This is a genomic window from Pseudomonas sp. FSL R10-1339, from assembly GCF_009600545.1.
GTDB classification, from domain to species: Bacteria; Pseudomonadota; Gammaproteobacteria; order Pseudomonadales; family Pseudomonadaceae; genus Aquipseudomonas; species Aquipseudomonas bubulae.
Genome location: NZ_WIVQ01000010.1, coordinates 69,808 through 85,033 on the forward strand (window position 1 = coordinate 69,808; position 15,226 = coordinate 85,033).

A 15,226-nucleotide genomic window follows, 5' to 3' on the forward strand; every position below is an offset into this window, starting at 1 on the left:
TGCCTGCATCGTGAGCAAGCCCGCTCCCACAGACCCACCAAGTCCAAGGAGGTCTGTGCATGTTCGATTTCTACCCTCAGCTCAAGCAGCGCTTTGCCGCACTGCGCACCCGGGCCGAGTTCTTTTCGTTACGCTATGTACGCGAGTCCGGGCAATACCTGTCGGTACGCAAGAACGTCGCAGAGCCTCCCTCATTCAGTCACGACCAGGGCGCCATGCTCACCGTGCGGTTGCGCGGTATCGAAGCCTACGCCGCCACCAACGACCTGTCCCAGGCCGGCCTGCAGGCCGCGCTTGATCGCGCCGAAACCCAGGCCCAGCTGATCGCCGGGCATGCCCTGCTCAACCTGAGCCAGGAGCCGGTGTGCCATGAGCGCGCCGACTTTTTCTCACCCGATCTTGACCAGGCTTTCCCCTCACTCAGCGAGTGCTTTGCCCTGCTGGGCGCCGAATCAGCCGCCGTACCCAAAGACGAGCGGCTGGTGAGCTGGGTGGTTTCACTGGGCCTCAATCACGTCGAGCAAATTTACCTGAACAGCGCCGGCGCCGAGCTGCGCCGGGCGCAGCGCTTTGTTTACCCGGGCATGAGTGTCACTGCCTATGACGGCAACGACAGTCAAAGCCGTAGCCTGGGCCGCGAAAACTTCGGCCAGCAAGGTGGCGCCGATGTGATCAGCCGCTGCGGGCTGATCGGTGCCGCACCCCAGGTCGCCGATCAGGCCCTGCAATTGCTGCTGGCACCCAATGCTCCGGTCGGCAAACGCGATCTGCTGCTGATGCCCGACCAGATGATCCTGCAAATCCATGAGTCCATCGGACACCCGCTGGAACTGGATCGCATTCTCGGTGACGAGCGCAATTACGCCGGTACCAGCTTCGTCAAGGCCAGCGACTTCGGCAGCCTGCAATATGGCTCAAAGCTGCTGAACGTGACCTTCGACCCAACCATCCCCGAGGAGCTCGCCAGCTACCGCTTCGACGACGACGGCACCCCGGCCTACAAGGAGTTCCTGATCCGCGAAGGCTTGCTGCTACGCCCGCTGGGTGGCGCACTGTCACAGTTCCGCTCGGGCCTCGAAGGCGTGGCCAACAGCCGCGCCTGCGGCTGGAACCGGCCACCGATTGACCGTATGGCCAACCTCAATATCGAGCCAGGCGATCAGTCGCTTGAGCAAATGATCGGCGGTATCGAAAGCGGCATTCTGATGGCCACCAACCGGTCCTGGTCGATCGACGACGCGCGCAACAAGTTCCAGTTCGGTTGCGAGTGGGGCCAGTTGATCGAGGACGGTGAACTCAAGGGCGTGGTCAAGAACCCCAACTACCGGGGCATTTCCGATCAGTTCTGGCGCAACCTCAGCGCCGTGGGCGACGCCAGCACTTTCAAGGTGCTGGGCACCCCGAACTGCGGCAAGGGCGAACCCAACCAGGTGATCCGCGTGGGCCATGCGTCCCCCGCCTGCGTGTTCAGTCAAATCGATGTGTTTGGAGGTGATGCCTGATGAGTACCCCATTGAGTCAGGCCGAGCAGTTCAAGGGGTTGGTCGAGTGGTTGGGCAAAGCGATCCTTGCGCCTGAGCAGTTCACCCTGGGCTATAACGGCGAAGCATCGGAATTTATCCGTTTCAACAAGGGCAAGGTGCGTCAGGCCGGGCAGGTGCAACAGGCCAGCCTGAGCCTGAAGCTGATCCACGACGGCCGCCACGCCGATGTGAACCTCACCCTGGCTGGCGAGCCTAATGTCGACAAACAGCGCCTGGCCGATGCCCTGCGGCAACTGCGCGACACCTTGCCATTGTTGCCCGCCGATCCGTATTTACTGCTCAACCCGCAGCCGTGGAACAGCCATAACGTGCAGAACCAGCCCCTGCCGGACACGGCCCGGGTTCTGGAAGAAATCCGCAGTGCATCCAAAGGCGTAGATCTGGTCGGATTTTATGCCAGCGGCCCGATCAGCTACGGCTATGCCAGCTCCGAGGGCGCGTTTGGCTGGCATCAGGCCAATAGCTTCAATTTCGACTGGAGTTTGTTCCACAGCAACGGTCAGGCGGTCAAGGCCAGCTACGCCGGCGCCGACTGGGACAGCGAACGTTTCGCCCGGCGCATGCAACTGGCCCGCGAGCAACTGAGTTTCCTCGATCGCCCGCTGCATGCCCTGGCGCCCGGTGAGTACCGAGCCTACCTGGCGCCGGCGGCGCTGGAAGAAGTGATGAGCATGCTGTGCTGGGGCGGTTTTTCGGCCCAGGCACTGGCCAGCAAATCCAGCCCGCTGCAAAAGCTCTACGCGGGCGATGCGCAACTGAGCCCGCTGGTGTCGTTTGACGAGCAGGTCAGCCAGTCCCTGAGCCCGGCGTTTTCCGGCGAGGGGTACCCGCGTCAGGACTTGTCGCTGGTCAAACACGGCAAGGCCGAACAGCAACTGGTGAGTTCTCGCAGTGCCGCCGAGTATGGCCTTGAGGTCAACGGCGCACCGGAGGGCGAAGCCCCGAGCGCACTGGCGATGGCGGCAGGGAGCCTGGTGCAGGCCGACATCCTCAAGCAGTTGGGCACCGGGTTGTATATCAGCAACCTGTGGTACCTGAACTACTCGGACCAACCGGCCGCCCGCCTGACCGGCATGACCCGCTTTGCCACTTTCTGGGTGGAAAACGGCGAGATAAAGGCCCCGGTCAACACCATGCGCTTTGATGACAGCGTCTATAGTCTGCTGGGTTCACAACTGGAAGCGCTGACAGCCGAGCGTGAGTTGTTGCTGTCGGCCAGCACCTACGACCAGCGCCAGACGGCGTCGAATCTACTGCCGGGGGCATTGGTCAAAAAGCTCACGCTGACGCTGTAACACCTGTGGGAGCGGGCTTGCTCGCGATTGCGTCGCCGCGGTTTACCTGAAAAAACCCGGGCCTCTGCATCGCGAGCAAGCCCGCTCCCACAGAGGATTATCGACAGTCCATAAAAAGAGGTCCTATGCCCGTACGCCCGGTTCTAAGCCCTGAAACCCTGCGCTGGTTGCCGTGGGTGGTGGCCATCGCGTTTTTCATGCAGTCACTCGACGGCACCATCCTCAACACCGCCCTGCCCGACATGGCCCCCGACCTCGACGAAAACCCGCTGCGCATGCAAGGTGTGATCGTTGCCTACATGCTCACCGTTGCCTTGCTGATCCCGGCCTCGGGGTGGATCGCCGACCGCTTCGGCACCAAAAAAATCTTTTTCAGCGCCATCCTGCTGTTCAGTTTCGGCTCGTTGCTCTGCGCCCTGTCCGGCACTCTCAACGAGCTGATCGGCGCACGGATCGTCCAGGGCCTGGGTGGTGCCCTGATGCTGCCCATCGGCCGGCTGGTGGTGCTCAAGGCCTATCCGCGCTCGGAGCTGGTGCGGATCATGGGTTTTATCACCATTCCCGGCCTGCTCGGCCCGCTGATAGGCCCCACGATGGGCGGCTGGATGGTGCAGTACCTGAGCTGGCACTGGATTTTCCTGATCAACCTGCCCGTGGGCGTTCTCGGTTGCTGGGCCGTCTGGCACTTCATTCCGGATTTGCGCGGCAGCGAGCGCACCCGTTTTGACGGGTTGGGTTTTGTGCTGTTTGGCGCGGCGATGGTGTTTATCACCATTGCCATGGAAGGCCTGGGCGAGCTGCATATGCCGCACCTGCGGGTGATGTTGCTGCTGTTTGCGGGCATGGCCTGTCTGGCAGCGTACTGGTTACGCGCGGGCAATATCAGCAACCCGCTGTTCTCCCCGGTGCTGTTCAAAACCAAGACCTTCGCAGTGGGCATCCTCGGTAACCTGTTCGCCCGCCTGGGCAGCGGCGCCCTGCCGTTTCTGGTGCCCTTGCTGTTGCAGGTCGCGCTGGGCTATTCCCCGTCACAGGCCGGGATGAGCATGCTGCCACTGGCCGCGGCCGCCATGCTGGCCAAATGGGTGGCCAGGCCATTGATCGAGCGCGTGGGATACCGCACCGTGCTGACGGCCAACACCTTCGCCCTTGGCCTGATGCTGGCCAGCATGGGGCTGGTTACCGAACACACGCCATACCCGTTGTTGCTGTCAATGCTGGCCGTTTTGGGAGCGATCAACTCATTGCAGTTCACCGCCATGAACACCGTCACCCTGATCGATCTCGACGACGCCAGCGCCAGCAGCGGCAACAGTTTGCTGTCAGTGGTGGCGCAGCTGTCCCTGAGCCTGGGCGTGGCTTGCGCCGGGGCATTGCTTGGCGGCTTTACCGGGGATGGCGGCAACGATGGGGTGGACACGGTGCTGGGCGCGTTCCAGCTGACCTTCCTCACAGTAGGGATCATGGCGATGCTGGCAGCGGCGATTTTCCTGCAACTGTCACCCCAGGATGGCCGCAAACCCAAGGCCAACTCGGAACATGAGCTGGAACATTAAGCTACTTTTCGCCAAGAACTGGATGACATCTCGTCCAGAATGTTCAGGCAAAGGGCATGGGACTGGTACACTGCGCGACATTTTGTTTTGCAGGCCAGTCCCGTGACCACCATTGCCACCGCTTTTAACACTCTGCCTCTGTCCGCCGCCATGCTGGCTAACCTCGACTCCCTCGGTTATGCCCAGATGACGCCGATTCAGGCGCAGAGCTTGCCGGTGATCCTCAAAGGCATGGACCTGATCGCCCAGGCCAAGACCGGTAGTGGCAAAACTGCCGCCTTCGGCATCGGCCTGCTGAACCCGATCAACCCGCGCTTCTTCGGCTGCCAGGCCCTTGTGATCTGCCCGACCCGCGAACTGGCTGACCAGGTCGCCAAGGAAATCCGCCGCCTGGCCCGCGCCGAAGACAACATCAAGGTGCTGACCCTGTGTGGCGGCGTGTCGTTCGGCCCGCAGATCGGTTCGCTGGAGCACGGCGCGCACATCATTGTCGGCACTCCGGGGCGTATCCAGCAACACTTGCGCAAAGGCTCGCTGGTACTGGACGGTCTGAACACCCTGGTACTGGACGAAGCTGACCGCATGCTGGACATGGGCTTCTATGACGCCATCGAAGACATCATTGTCAAAACCCCGGAGCGTCGCCAGACCTTGCTGTTCTCGGCCACTTACCCGGCCGGTATCAAGCAGCTGTCGTCCAAGTTCATGCGCAACCCTCAGCAGGTAAAAGCAGAGGCGCTGCACACTGACAGCCAAATCGAGCAGCGTTTCTACGAAATCTCGCCTGAAGAGCGCATGAGCGCCGTGACCAAGGTACTGGGCCACTTCCGCCCGCAGTCTTGCGTGGCGTTCTGCTTCACCAAGCAGCAGGTGCAGGAAACCGTTGATCACCTGACCTCCAAGGGCATTTCGGCCGTCGGCCTGCACGGCGACCTGGAGCAGCGCGACCGTGACCAGGTACTGGCCATGTTTGCCAACCGTTCGACTTCGGTACTGGTTGCCACCGACGTAGCCGCCCGTGGTCTGGACATCGACGCGCTGGACATGGTGCTCAACGTTGAGCTGGCCCGCGATTCGGAAATCCATATTCACCGTGTTGGCCGTACCGGCCGTGCGGGCGAAAAAGGCGTGGCCATCAGCCTGGTTGCACCGTCCGAAGCGCACCGCGCCCAGGCCATCGAGCAGTTGCAGAAAGCTCCGCTGAACTGGGAAACCCTGGACACCCTCACCTCTCAGGGCGGCGCACCGTTGCTGCCGGCCATGAGCACACTGGTGATCGGCGCAGGTCGTAAAGACAAGGTTCGCCCAGGCGATATCCTTGGCGCACTGACCGGCGACGCAGGCATCCCGGGGGCCCAGGTTGGCAAGATCGCCATCTTTGACTTCCAGGCCTACGTGGCGGTTGACCGCACCATTGCCAAGCAGGCTGCACAGCGCCTGAGCGAAGGCAAAATCAAAGGCCGCGTATTGCGCGTACGGGTTTTGTAAGACGCTTCAAGAGCCCCCTCACCCCAACCCTCTCCCGGAGGGAGAGGGGGCAGATTTGCATAGAATTCGAAATCACCCTGGTCAAGCTCCCTCTCCCTCAGGGAGAGGGCTGGGGTGAGGGCTGCTTTTACCGAGGACACCGCTTTGCGCTCTACCGACGTTGTGATTATTGGCGCTGGCGCCGCAGGCCTGATGTGCGCACTGACCGCCGCCAACCGTGGGCGCAAGGTGATGCTGATCGACCACGCCAACAAGGCAGGCAAAAAGATCCTGATGTCGGGCGGTGGCCGCTGCAACTTCACCAACATGTACACCGAGCCCAACAATTTCCTGTCGCAGAACCCGCACTTTTGCAAGTCGGCCCTGGCCCGCTACACCCAGTGGGACTTTATCGAGATGGTCGCCAAACACGGCGTGCCCTACCACGAGAAAAAACTCGGCCAGCTGTTTTGCGACAACAAATCCAGCGACATCCTCGAAATGCTCCTCGACGAGTGCAAACAGGCCGGCGTCAGCCTGCACCTGGACACTTCAGTCGAACAGATCGAAAAAACCGACAACGGCTACAGCCTCAATACAACGCTGGGGCCGGTTGACTGCCAGTCTCTGGTGGTCGCCACCGGCGGGCTGTCGATCCCGACCCTGGGCGCCACAGGCTTCGGCTATCAAATCGCCAAACAGTTCGGCCACACCTTGCTGCCAACCCGCGCAGGCCTGGTGCCGTTCACCATCACCGATCAGCTCAAAGAGATCTGCACCGAGCTGTCGGGCACGTCGGTGGATTGCCTGGTGAGCTGCAACGACCAGAGCTTTCGCGAAAATATCCTGTTCACCCACCGTGGTTTGAGCGGGCCGGCGATCTTGCAGATTTCCTCGTTCTGGAACCCCGGCGATACGGTTGAGATCAATCTGCTGCCCGACCTCGACGCCCTGAGCTGGCTGCAAACACAGCAGGCTGAACGCCCCAACAGCGAGTTGAAAACCCTGCTGGGTGAAATCTTCACCAAGAAGATGGCCAATCTGCTGGCCGAGCACTGGTTCGAGTCCAAGCCAATGAAGCAGTACACCCCGACGGAGCTGGCGCAGGTGGCGGACAAACTGGCGTGCTGGAAGGTGGTCCCCGCGGGCACCGAAGGTTATCGCACCGCTGAAGTGACCCTGGGTGGGGTCGATACCCGCGAAGTGTCGTCCAAGACCATGGAATCGCTGAAAAGCCCCGGCCTGTATTTTGTCGGCGAAGTGCTGGATGTAAGCGGCCATCTTGGCGGCTTCAACTTCCAGTGGGCGTGGGCTTCGGGGTATGCAGCGGCGCAGTACGTCTGACCTGCCCCCCGTAGCCGCTGCTGCAACCTGCAGCAGCGACTGCAGGGGCGCATGAAAAATATTTTTGGTTCGATGTGACAGCCCCATTGCACTGTCGTCTTATCTGGCTCAAGTTAGCGAATCACGAGCCAGGCACCGCCACTTCATGTCATCGAAAAGCTTTCAGCATTCCCTGCGCCGCCTGTGGGCACTGGACAAGTTCAGTTACAGCGTGCGGGTATTTGTCGCCCTGACCGGCAGCATGGCTTTTTGCTGGTATCAGGATGAGATGTCACTGCTGATCCCGTTGTTTCTGGGGGTTATCGCCAGTGCGCTGTCTGAAACCGATGACAGCTGGCAAGGCCGTCTCAACGCCTTGCTGGTGACGCTGGTGTGTTTCACCGCCTCGGCCCTGAGTGTCGAGCTGCTTTTCCCCTACCCCTGGCTGATGGTCTGCGCGCTGGCCCTGGCCAGTTTCGGCCTGACCATGCTCGGCGCGCTGGGCGAGCGCTACGGGGCGATTGCTTCAGCCACACTGATTCTGGCCGTGTACACCATGATCGGCGTGGATCAGCGCGGCGGCGAAGTCACCAATTTCTGGCATGAACCCTTGCTACTGGTGGCCGGTGCCGCCTGGTACGGGATACTGTCGGTGCTGTGGCAGGCGCTGTTTTCCAATCAGCCGGTGCAACAGAGCCTGGCCCGGTTGTTCTGGGAACTTGGCCTGTACCTGAAAATCAAGTCGGCGCTGTTCGAGCCCATCCGCAAACTGGACGTGGAAGCGGGCCGGCTGGAACTGGCCCGGCAAAACGGCAGGGTGGTAGCGGCGCTGAACACCGCCAAGGAAATCATCCTGCACCGGGTCGGCAATACTCGGCCAGGCTCCAAACTCAGCCGCTACCTCAAGCTGTATTTCCTCGCCCAAGACATCCACGAACGTGCCAGCTCTTCGCACTACCCGTACAACGCCCTGGCCGACGCCTTCTTCCACAGTGATGTGATGTTCCGCTGCCAACGTCTGCTGCGCCAGCAAGGCGTGGCCTGCCAGCGCCTGTCGGAGTCGATCAAGCTGCGCCAGCCATTTGTCTATGACGACAGCTTTGCCGAGGCTCTTGGAGACCTGCATGCCTCCCTCGAACACTTGCGCATCCAGAGCAACCCGGCCTGGCGCGGACTGTTGCGTTCATTGCGGGCACTGGCCGCCAACCTTGGCACCCTCGACCGCCTGCTGAGCGATGCAAGCAACCCCGACACCCTGGCCGATGCCACCGATAGCAGCCTGCTCGACCGTTCGCCACGTAACCTCAAGGATGTCTGGTCACGCCTGCGCCAGCATCTGACACCCACTTCGCTGATCTTCCGCCACGCCTTGCGCCTGCCCCTGGCGCTGAGTATCGGTTTTGCGATGGTGCACTGGATTCACCCAAGCCAGGGCTACTGGATCATCCTCACCACGCTGTTCGTGTGCCAGCCAAGCTACGGCGCCACGCGGCGCAAGTTCAGCCAGCGGATTATCGGCACGGCCATCGGCCTGGCCGTGGGCTGGGCGTTGTTCGATCTGTTCCCCAACCCGCTGGTACAGTCGATGTTTGCCGTCGTGGCCGGGGTGGTGTTCTTTATCAACCGCACCACGCGCTACACCCTGAGCACGGCGGCCATCACCCTGATGATTCTGTTCTGCTTCAATCAGGTGGGCGATGGTTACGGACTGTTCCTGCCGCGCCTGTTCGACACCCTGGTGGGTAGCGTGATCGCGGCAGCGGCGGTGTTCCTGTTCTTGCCTGACTGGCAGGGTCGTCGCCTGAACCAGGTGCTGGCCAATACCCTGAGCTGCAACAGCCAGTACCTGCGCCAGATCATGCAGCAATATGCCCAGGGTAAAAGCGACAGCCTGGCCTATCGGTTGGCACGGCGTAACGCACATAATGCCGATGCGGCGCTGTCGACCACCCTGGCCAATATGCTGATGGAACCCGGGCATTTCCGTAAGGATGCAGACATGGGCTTCCGCTTTTTGGTGCTGTCCCACACTTTGCTCAGTTACCTCTCTGGTCTGGGCGCCCACCGCGACACCCAATTGCCTGCCGAAGTGCGCGAGCAGTTGATTGAAGGGGCCGGGAGCAAGATTGCCGACAGCATCGACCAGATTGCCCAGGGCCTGGCCACCAAGCAGGCGGTTGCAGTGCAAAGTGATGAGGAAGAGGCCCTGGCCGGCGAACTTGAACAAATGCCCGATGAAATAGATGAAAACCAGAGGCTGGTACAAACCCAACTGGCGCTGATTTGCCGCCAGCTCGGGCCACTGCGCACCCTGGCCGCGCATTTGGTCAAGGCACCTTAGGCCTTGGCGCCAGTCGGCATCACGCCTACTATCGAGACATGAACTCGCCAACAAGGACAAGATCGTGACCACCGACTGGCTCTGCAAACACCACAACGACCTGGGCAAGGAACAGCTCTACGCAATCCTCGAATTGCGCTCAAAAGTATTTGTCGCCGAGCAGAAATGCGCCTATCAGGACGTCGACGGGCAAGACCTGATGGGCGATACGCTGCATGTGATGGGCTGGCAAGACGACCAGCTGGTGGCCTACGCCCGCATCCTCGACCCCGAGTCCCAGGGAGGTGACGTAGTGATCGGCCGCGTAATCGTTGCCGTCGAAGGCCGCGGGCAAAAGCTAGGGCATACCCTGCTTGAACAGGCCCTGAAAAATATCGAAGAGTACTGGGCGGGGCAGCCCGTATTCCTGTCCGCCCAAGCGCACCTGCAACCCTTTTACGAGCAACACGGGTTCAACACCCAGGGCGAGATCTACCTAGAAGACAACATCCCGCACATCGGCATGCGCCTGACATCTCAGGGGTAACCCAGCACCTGCTTGATCTGCACCAGATGCCCAGCGACCCAGTTTTTGTCCACCGGCCCCCAGTTGCGGATCAGGTAGCGTCCGGCATGGTTGCGGGCGCCATCCTGCTGTTCAAATTCGCAGATGATGTCCAGATCGGCCAGGGCAGCAATGGTGTCCTGGGCGGTACGACGCGGCATGCCGGTGACTTCGGTCAAGGCAGGCACGCTGCTGGCGATCTGGCTATCGATCAACCAGGCCACATACAAGCGCCGGTAAAAGCTGCTTTTGGTTTTGCTGACTTCCATTCAGAACTCCTGCCCGTCTATACGGGTCCGCTCCCACACATAAAGTAAGTGTCAGGTTTTGCCCTGCATATCCCGCCACGTGAGGTACACCCGCAGGTCGAACTCCAGCTGGTGATAACCAGGCAACATGTGCTCACACAGCTTGTAGAACGCCTTGTTGTGGTCTGACTCTTTCAAGTGGGCCAGCTCGTGGACCACGATCATCTTCAAAAACTCGGGCGCCGCTTCCTTGAACAGCGAGGCCACGCGCAGTTCCTTTTTAGCCTTGAGCTTGCCGCCCTGAACCCGTGAAATAGCAGTATGCAAACCCAGCGCACGGTGGGTCAGGTCGAGCCGGTTATCAAACAGCACCTTGTCAAAGGATGGCGCATTGCGCAGGTATTCCTGTTTGAGCTCCTGAGCGTAGGCATACAGGGCCTTGTCGCTTTGCACGGCATGACGCTGTGGATAACGCTCGCTCAGGTAACTGCCCAGCTGGTTGCGCTCGATCAATTGGCGCACCTGCTCTTGCAAGGTCTGGGGGTAAGCCTGGAGGTATTTGAGCACAGTCATGGGGCGCCAACGCACAGCGTAAAAGTGCGCCAGTGTAGCGAATTCGATCCCCGGGCGCCCACGTCAGACTTTTACGCTGCCAAAAGGCAGACGCTTCCGAGAAAACACGATGCACACAAGCGCTGCTTGCGACCCGCAAACTCACAGGGCTATCTTCACCAGTCGCCGATGCTCCCCCGTGGAAGAAACATGAAAAAGCCGACGCCCGACGATCCCAAAGCCATTCACACTCCCCGGGATGATCATCAGCACGATGAAACCACCCGGCTTATTCTCGACGCCCTGCTTCAGGCCCCGCCCGTTTGCCTGGAAAACCTCAAACCCACCCGTGCACTAAGGGCAGGCAAGCAATCACCCTTTGCCGTGCTGCCTGATATCCGTGCAATCGAAGCGCTGTCCCATGTGTCGCTGATGCTCAAAAGCGCAGAAGAGGTCTCGGATGAAATCACCGCATACGCCAGCGGCATAGAGCGTGGGCTGGTGTGGTCGCTGGTGCATTCGGTGGAGATGTCCCGATCACTGGTGGACTCACTGCTCAGGGCCAATGGTGTTGATCCAGAGTTGCTAAAGGCACAACCGTCAAACTGGCCCTGCGCGAAGCAGGCTGGCAAGGGGGGGCTTTAATTCCTCCAAAAAAAAAACGCCCCGATCAGATCGAGGCGTTTTTTGGTCGGGCCGGTCAGGCGGCAATCGACAGTTTGAGCTTGTTCATCGCGCTTTTTTCCAGCTGACGAATCCGCTCGGCTGACACGTTGTACTTCTGCGCCAGGTCGTGCAGCGTGGCTTTTTCTTCAGCCAGCCAGCGCTGATACAGAATGTCACGGCTGCGGTCGTCCAGCACTTCCAGCGCTTCGTGAAGGTTGCTGGTGGAGTTGTCGGTCCAGTCAGCATCTTCCAGTTGGCGTGCCGGGTCATACCGGTGGTCTTCCAGGTAGTTGGCTGGCGACTGGAACGCACTGTCGTCGTCAGCTTCGGCTGCCGGGTCGAACGCCATATCATGACCGGTCAGGCGGCTTTCCATCTCGCGCACTTCGCGAGGCTCTACGCCGAGGCTTTCAGCCACACGATGCACTTCATCGTTGTTCAACCAGGCCAGACGTTTTTTCTGGCTGCGCAGGTTGAAGAACAATTTGCGCTGAGCCTTGGTGGTCGCGACTTTCACGATCCGCCAGTTGCGCAGGATAAATTCGTGGATCTCTGCCTTGATCCAGTGCACCGCAAAAGACACCAGACGCACACCCATTTCAGGGTTGAAGCGTTTGACCGCCTTCATCAGGCCGACGTTGCCTTCCTGGATCAGGTCAGCCTGAGCCAGGCCATAGCCCGAATAACTACGGGCAATGTGTACAACAAAACGCAGGTGGGCGAGCACCATCTGCCGAGCCGCCCCCAAATCCTGCTCATAATAGAGACTCTCGGCCAGTTCACGCTCCTGCTCCGGTGTCAGCAATGGAATGCTGTTCACCGTATTGACATAGGCCTCGAGGTTCGCACCAGGGACCAACGCATACGCAGGTTGCAAAGAAGTGGTCATACGAAAAAACCTCCGTCTCACATAACTCGTGCAGTTCAGCACTGCGAAAGTTGACCGGAAACCTGGAAAAAAGTTCCCAAAAAAAGCTGAAAAGGTCAACAGGCAAAAAGAAAACTATTTAGGCGAAAGCTCACGTAAGTGACGCGCAACTGCAATCCATGCACCGATATACCCTAACAGCACCGCGCCAAGCAAGAGAGACAGACCATCGGCTACCGGCACACCCGCCAAGGCAAAATTGCTGCCGTACAAGCCAGCCAGCCCCACCACCGCGTCGTTAAGCCAGTTCAGGCCGAATGCCAAAACGCCCCAGGATAAAACTCCCGCACCAAAGCCATAGAGCGCGCCCATATAAAGAAAGGGCCTGCGCACATAGCTGTCAGTACCGCCGACCAGCTTGATGACTTCGATTTCGATGCGACGATTCTCGATATGCAAACGAATCGTATTACCGATAACCAGCAGCAAAGCTGAAACCAGCAACACCGTCAAGCCAAACACAAAACGGTCACCCAATTTCAGGATTGCCGCCAGACGTTCGACCCAGACTAGATCAAGTTGCGCCTGTTGCACCTTCGGCAACTGCGCAAGGCGTTCGCGAAGGGCTTCAAGCGTCGCTTTATCGACTTCTGCCGGGGTTACCAGGACCACACCGGGCAACGGGTTATCGGGTAACTCTTTAAGCGCTTCGCCCAGCCCTGACTGCTGCTGGAACTCTTCGAGTGCCTTTTCGCGGCTGATAAATTCCGCGTCAGCCACCCCTGCCATACCTTTTATCTGATCGCTGAGATTTTCACCCTGCTGGCTGCTGGCATCCATCTGCAGATACAGCGAAATCTGTGCTGCACGCTGCCAGGAACCACCCAGGCGCTCGACGTTGTTAAGCAACAACGACAGGCCCATCGGCAGACTCAAGGCAACCGCCATCACCAGGCAGGTAAAAAAGCTGCCAATCGGCTGCTTGCCAAGGCGCTTCAGGCTGTCGAGCAGACTGGCCCGGTGAGCCTCAACCCAGGCGTGAAACAACATGGCGAAGGTCGGGCCATCGTCATCATCATGTTTTTTCTTCGGCGGCTGCGGGTCGGCAGCCTTTGGAGCTACGCGCTCGGATACTTTGGAACTGCGGGTGGCACTCATTGCGCGGCCTCCCCGTCACCGATCAGGCGTCCGCGCTGCAAGGTCAGCATGCGATGGCGCATGCGCGCGATCAGCGCCAGGTCATGACTGGCAATCAGTACGCTGGTGCCCAAGCGGTTGATGTCTTCAAATACGCCCATGATTTCCGCCGCCAGACGCGGATCGAGGTTACCGGTGGGTTCATCGGCCAGCAGCAAGGCCGGGCGATGCACGATGGCGCGGGCAATGCCTACACGCTGTTGCTGACCCGTGGATAAGTCACCCGGGTACAGGTCGGTCTTGTCCGACAGCGCTACGCGCTCCAGCGCCGAGTCGACACGCTTGGCGACTTCAGCCTTGGACAGGCCGAGAATTTGCAGCGGCAGGGCGACGTTGTTGAACACTGTGCGGTCAAACAGCAACTGGTGGTTCTGGAAAACCACACCGATCTGGCGACGTAAAAAAGGGATCTGCGCGTTGCTGATTTGCCCCAAGTCCTGCCCCGCCAGTAGCAATTTGCCGCTGGTCGGGCGTTCCATCGCCAGCAACAGGCGCAACAGCGTGCTTTTACCTGCGCCGGAGTGGCCGGTCACAAAAAGGAATTCGCCTCGACGGACCCGAAAGCTCAGCTCGTGCAGGCCCACGTGTCCATTTGGATAGCGCTTACCGACCTGCTCGAAACGAATCATGGACGCTCCCGCTCCGCAAACAGAGCCTGGACAAAGGGTTCGGACTCAAAATCACGCAAATCATCGATGCCTTCACCCACACCGATAAAGCGGATAGGAATATTGAATTGCTTGGCCAGGGCGAAAATCACCCCGCCTTTGGCCGTGCCATCGAGCTTGGTCAGTGCCAGACCCGTGAGGGCAACGGTCTGATCAAACTGCTTGGTCTGGTTGATAGCGTTCTGCCCGGTACCGGCATCGAGCACCAACAGCACTTCGTGGGGAGCGTCTTCGTCAAGCTTGCCCATGACCCGGCGAACTTTCTTGAGTTCTTCCATCAGGTTGTCTTTGGTATGCAGGCGACCAGCGGTATCGGCGATCAATACGTCGATGCCACGGGCCTTGGCAGCTTGCACAGCGTCAAAAATCACCGACGCCGAATCCGCGCCAGTGTGCTGGGCAATGACCGGGATATGGTTGCGCTCGCCCCACACCTGCAGCTGCTCGACGGCGGCCGCACGGAAGGTATCACCGGCAGCCAGCATGACTTTCTTGCCTTCAAGCTGCAGTTTTTTCGCCAGTTTGCCGATGGTGGTGGTTTTACCCGCGCCGTTGACGCCTACCACCAGAATCACGAATGGCTTGTTTTGCGATTCGATTTTCAGCGGTTGCTCCACCGGCTTGAGCATGGCCGCCAGCTCGTCCTGCAGCGACTTGTAGAGTGCATCGGCATCGGTCAGTTGCTTGCGCGCGACCTTCTGCGTCAGGTTCTTGATGATCACCGAGGTTGCTTCAACACCCACGTCGGCGGTCAACAGTCGGGTTTCGATCTCTTCGAGCAGATCGTCATCAATGGCTTTTTTGCCCAGAAACAGGCTGGCCATGCCTTCGCCAATGCTGGCGCTGGTCTTGGACAAGCCTTGCTTGAGACGAGCGAAAAAGCCTGTTTTTTGCTCGGGGGGCGCAACTGGCGCGGGGGCCGGGGCCTCGACCAACGGGGCTGGGGCAGCCACCACA

At 59.9% G+C, this 15,226-nt stretch carries 14 protein-coding genes; 8 read left to right on the forward strand and 6 right to left on the reverse strand.

Features of this window, described 5'->3' with window-relative positions:
• The first annotated feature begins 59 nt into the window (after window positions 1-59).
• The 7 genes from GHO03_RS05610 to GHO03_RS05640 all read left to right on the forward strand — a co-directional run bounded on the left by GHO03_RS05610 (window position 60) and on the right by GHO03_RS05640 (window position 10,052).
• Window positions 60-1,502 (forward strand): TldD/PmbA family protein, encoded by a 1,443-nt coding sequence (locus GHO03_RS05610; protein WP_153399356.1) that lies wholly within the window; start codon window positions 60-62, stop codon window positions 1,500-1,502.
• Entirely contained in the window at window positions 1,502-2,839 is a 1,338-nt protein-coding gene (locus GHO03_RS05615) for a TldD/PmbA family protein (RefSeq protein WP_094999805.1), read from the forward strand. The genes GHO03_RS05610 and GHO03_RS05615 overlap by 1 nt, the downstream gene beginning before the upstream one ends.
• A 125-nt stretch (window positions 2,840-2,964) precedes the next feature.
• Window positions 2,965-4,395 carry a multidrug transporter subunit MdtD gene (mdtD, locus tag GHO03_RS05620; protein WP_153399359.1) on the forward strand — a complete coding sequence of 477 codons (1,431 nt, stop codon included), beginning with the start codon at window positions 2,965-2,967 and terminating at the stop codon, window positions 4,393-4,395.
• A gap of 150 nt (window positions 4,396-4,545) precedes the next feature.
• Entirely contained in the window at window positions 4,546-5,883 is a 1,338-nt protein-coding gene (gene dbpA, locus GHO03_RS05625; RefSeq protein ID WP_228795946.1) for an ATP-dependent RNA helicase DbpA, read from the forward strand.
• A gap of 144 nt (window positions 5,884-6,027) precedes the next feature.
• Entirely contained in the window at window positions 6,028-7,206 is a 1,179-nt protein-coding gene (locus tag GHO03_RS05630; RefSeq protein ID WP_094999979.1) for an NAD(P)/FAD-dependent oxidoreductase, read from the forward strand.
• 145 nt (window positions 7,207-7,351) lie between these two features.
• Window positions 7,352-9,526 (forward strand): YccS family putative transporter, encoded by a 2,175-nt coding sequence (gene yccS, locus GHO03_RS05635; protein ID WP_095020479.1) that lies wholly within the window; start codon window positions 7,352-7,354, stop codon window positions 9,524-9,526.
• A 64-nt stretch (window positions 9,527-9,590) separates the two neighbouring features.
• On the forward strand, window positions 9,591-10,052 hold the full coding sequence (locus GHO03_RS05640; RefSeq protein WP_271350803.1) for a GNAT family N-acetyltransferase: 462 nt from the start codon (window positions 9,591-9,593) through the stop codon (window positions 10,050-10,052).
• Here GHO03_RS05640 and GHO03_RS05645 read toward each other — a convergent pair.
• Window positions 10,043-10,339: a helix-turn-helix domain-containing protein gene (locus GHO03_RS05645; RefSeq protein ID WP_094999801.1), complete on the reverse strand. Its 297-nt coding sequence runs from the start codon at window positions 10,337-10,339 to the stop codon at window positions 10,043-10,045. The genes GHO03_RS05640 and GHO03_RS05645 overlap by 10 nt on opposite strands.
• A gap of 51 nt (window positions 10,340-10,390) precedes the next feature.
• Window positions 10,391-10,891, reverse strand: coding sequence for a YgjP-like metallopeptidase domain-containing protein (locus GHO03_RS05650; RefSeq protein WP_095017827.1), 501 nt, complete (start codon window positions 10,889-10,891; stop codon window positions 10,391-10,393).
• Between the two features lie 189 nt (window positions 10,892-11,080).
• Here GHO03_RS05650 and GHO03_RS05655 point away from each other — a divergent pair, with 189 nt between their 5' ends.
• A complete protein-coding gene (locus GHO03_RS05655; protein ID WP_094999799.1) occupies window positions 11,081-11,515 on the forward strand; it encodes a hypothetical protein in 435 nt (144 codons plus the stop codon).
• 55 nt (window positions 11,516-11,570) lie between these two features.
• Here GHO03_RS05655 and rpoH read toward each other — a convergent pair whose 3' ends face one another.
• From rpoH to ftsY, 4 genes are all read right to left on the reverse strand, one after another.
• Entirely contained in the window at window positions 11,571-12,425 is an 855-nt protein-coding gene (gene rpoH / locus GHO03_RS05660) for an RNA polymerase sigma factor RpoH (protein WP_004419731.1), read from the reverse strand.
• 114 nt (window positions 12,426-12,539) lie between these two features.
• Window positions 12,540-13,562, reverse strand: a complete 1,023-nt coding sequence (gene ftsX, locus GHO03_RS05665) for a permease-like cell division protein FtsX (RefSeq protein ID WP_094999798.1) — start codon at window positions 13,560-13,562, stop codon at window positions 12,540-12,542.
• A complete protein-coding gene (ftsE, locus tag GHO03_RS05670; protein ID WP_016782600.1) occupies window positions 13,559-14,230 on the reverse strand; it encodes a cell division ATP-binding protein FtsE in 672 nt (223 codons plus the stop codon). The genes ftsX and ftsE overlap by 4 nt, the downstream gene beginning before the upstream one ends.
• A partial coding sequence (ftsY, locus tag GHO03_RS05675; protein ID WP_153399361.1) for a signal recognition particle-docking protein FtsY occupies window positions 14,227-15,226 on the reverse strand: 1,000 nt, incomplete at its 5' end. The genes ftsE and ftsY, both read right to left, overlap by 4 nt.

Bases quoted from the DNA above. Each gene is read 5' to 3' on its own strand.
- GHO03_RS05610 (WP_153399356.1), top strand. From the start codon at position 60: ATGTTCGATTTCTACCCTCAGCTCAAGCAGCGCTTTGCCGCACTGCGC.
- GHO03_RS05615 (WP_094999805.1), top strand. From the start codon at position 1,502: ATGAGTACCCCATTGAGTCAGGCCGAGCAGTTCAAGGGGTTGGTCGAG.
- mdtD (WP_153399359.1), top strand. From the start codon at position 2,965: ATGCCCGTACGCCCGGTTCTAAGCCCTGAAACCCTGCGCTGGTTGCCG.
- dbpA (WP_228795946.1), top strand. From the start codon at position 4,546: ATGCTGGCTAACCTCGACTCCCTCGGTTATGCCCAGATGACGCCGATT.
- yccS (WP_095020479.1), top strand. From the start codon at position 7,352: ATGTCATCGAAAAGCTTTCAGCATTCCCTGCGCCGCCTGTGGGCACTG.
- GHO03_RS05645 (WP_094999801.1), bottom strand. From the start codon at position 10,339: ATGGAAGTCAGCAAAACCAAAAGCAGCTTTTACCGGCGCTTGTATGTG.
- GHO03_RS05650 (WP_095017827.1), bottom strand. From the start codon at position 10,891: ATGACTGTGCTCAAATACCTCCAGGCTTACCCCCAGACCTTGCAAGAG.
- GHO03_RS05655 (WP_094999799.1), top strand. From the start codon at position 11,081: ATGAAAAAGCCGACGCCCGACGATCCCAAAGCCATTCACACTCCCCGG.
- rpoH (WP_004419731.1), bottom strand. From the start codon at position 12,425: ATGACCACTTCTTTGCAACCTGCGTATGCGTTGGTCCCTGGTGCGAAC.
- ftsX (WP_094999798.1), bottom strand. From the start codon at position 13,562: ATGAGTGCCACCCGCAGTTCCAAAGTATCCGAGCGCGTAGCTCCAAAG.
- ftsE (WP_016782600.1), bottom strand. From the start codon at position 14,230: ATGATTCGTTTCGAGCAGGTCGGTAAGCGCTATCCAAATGGACACGTG.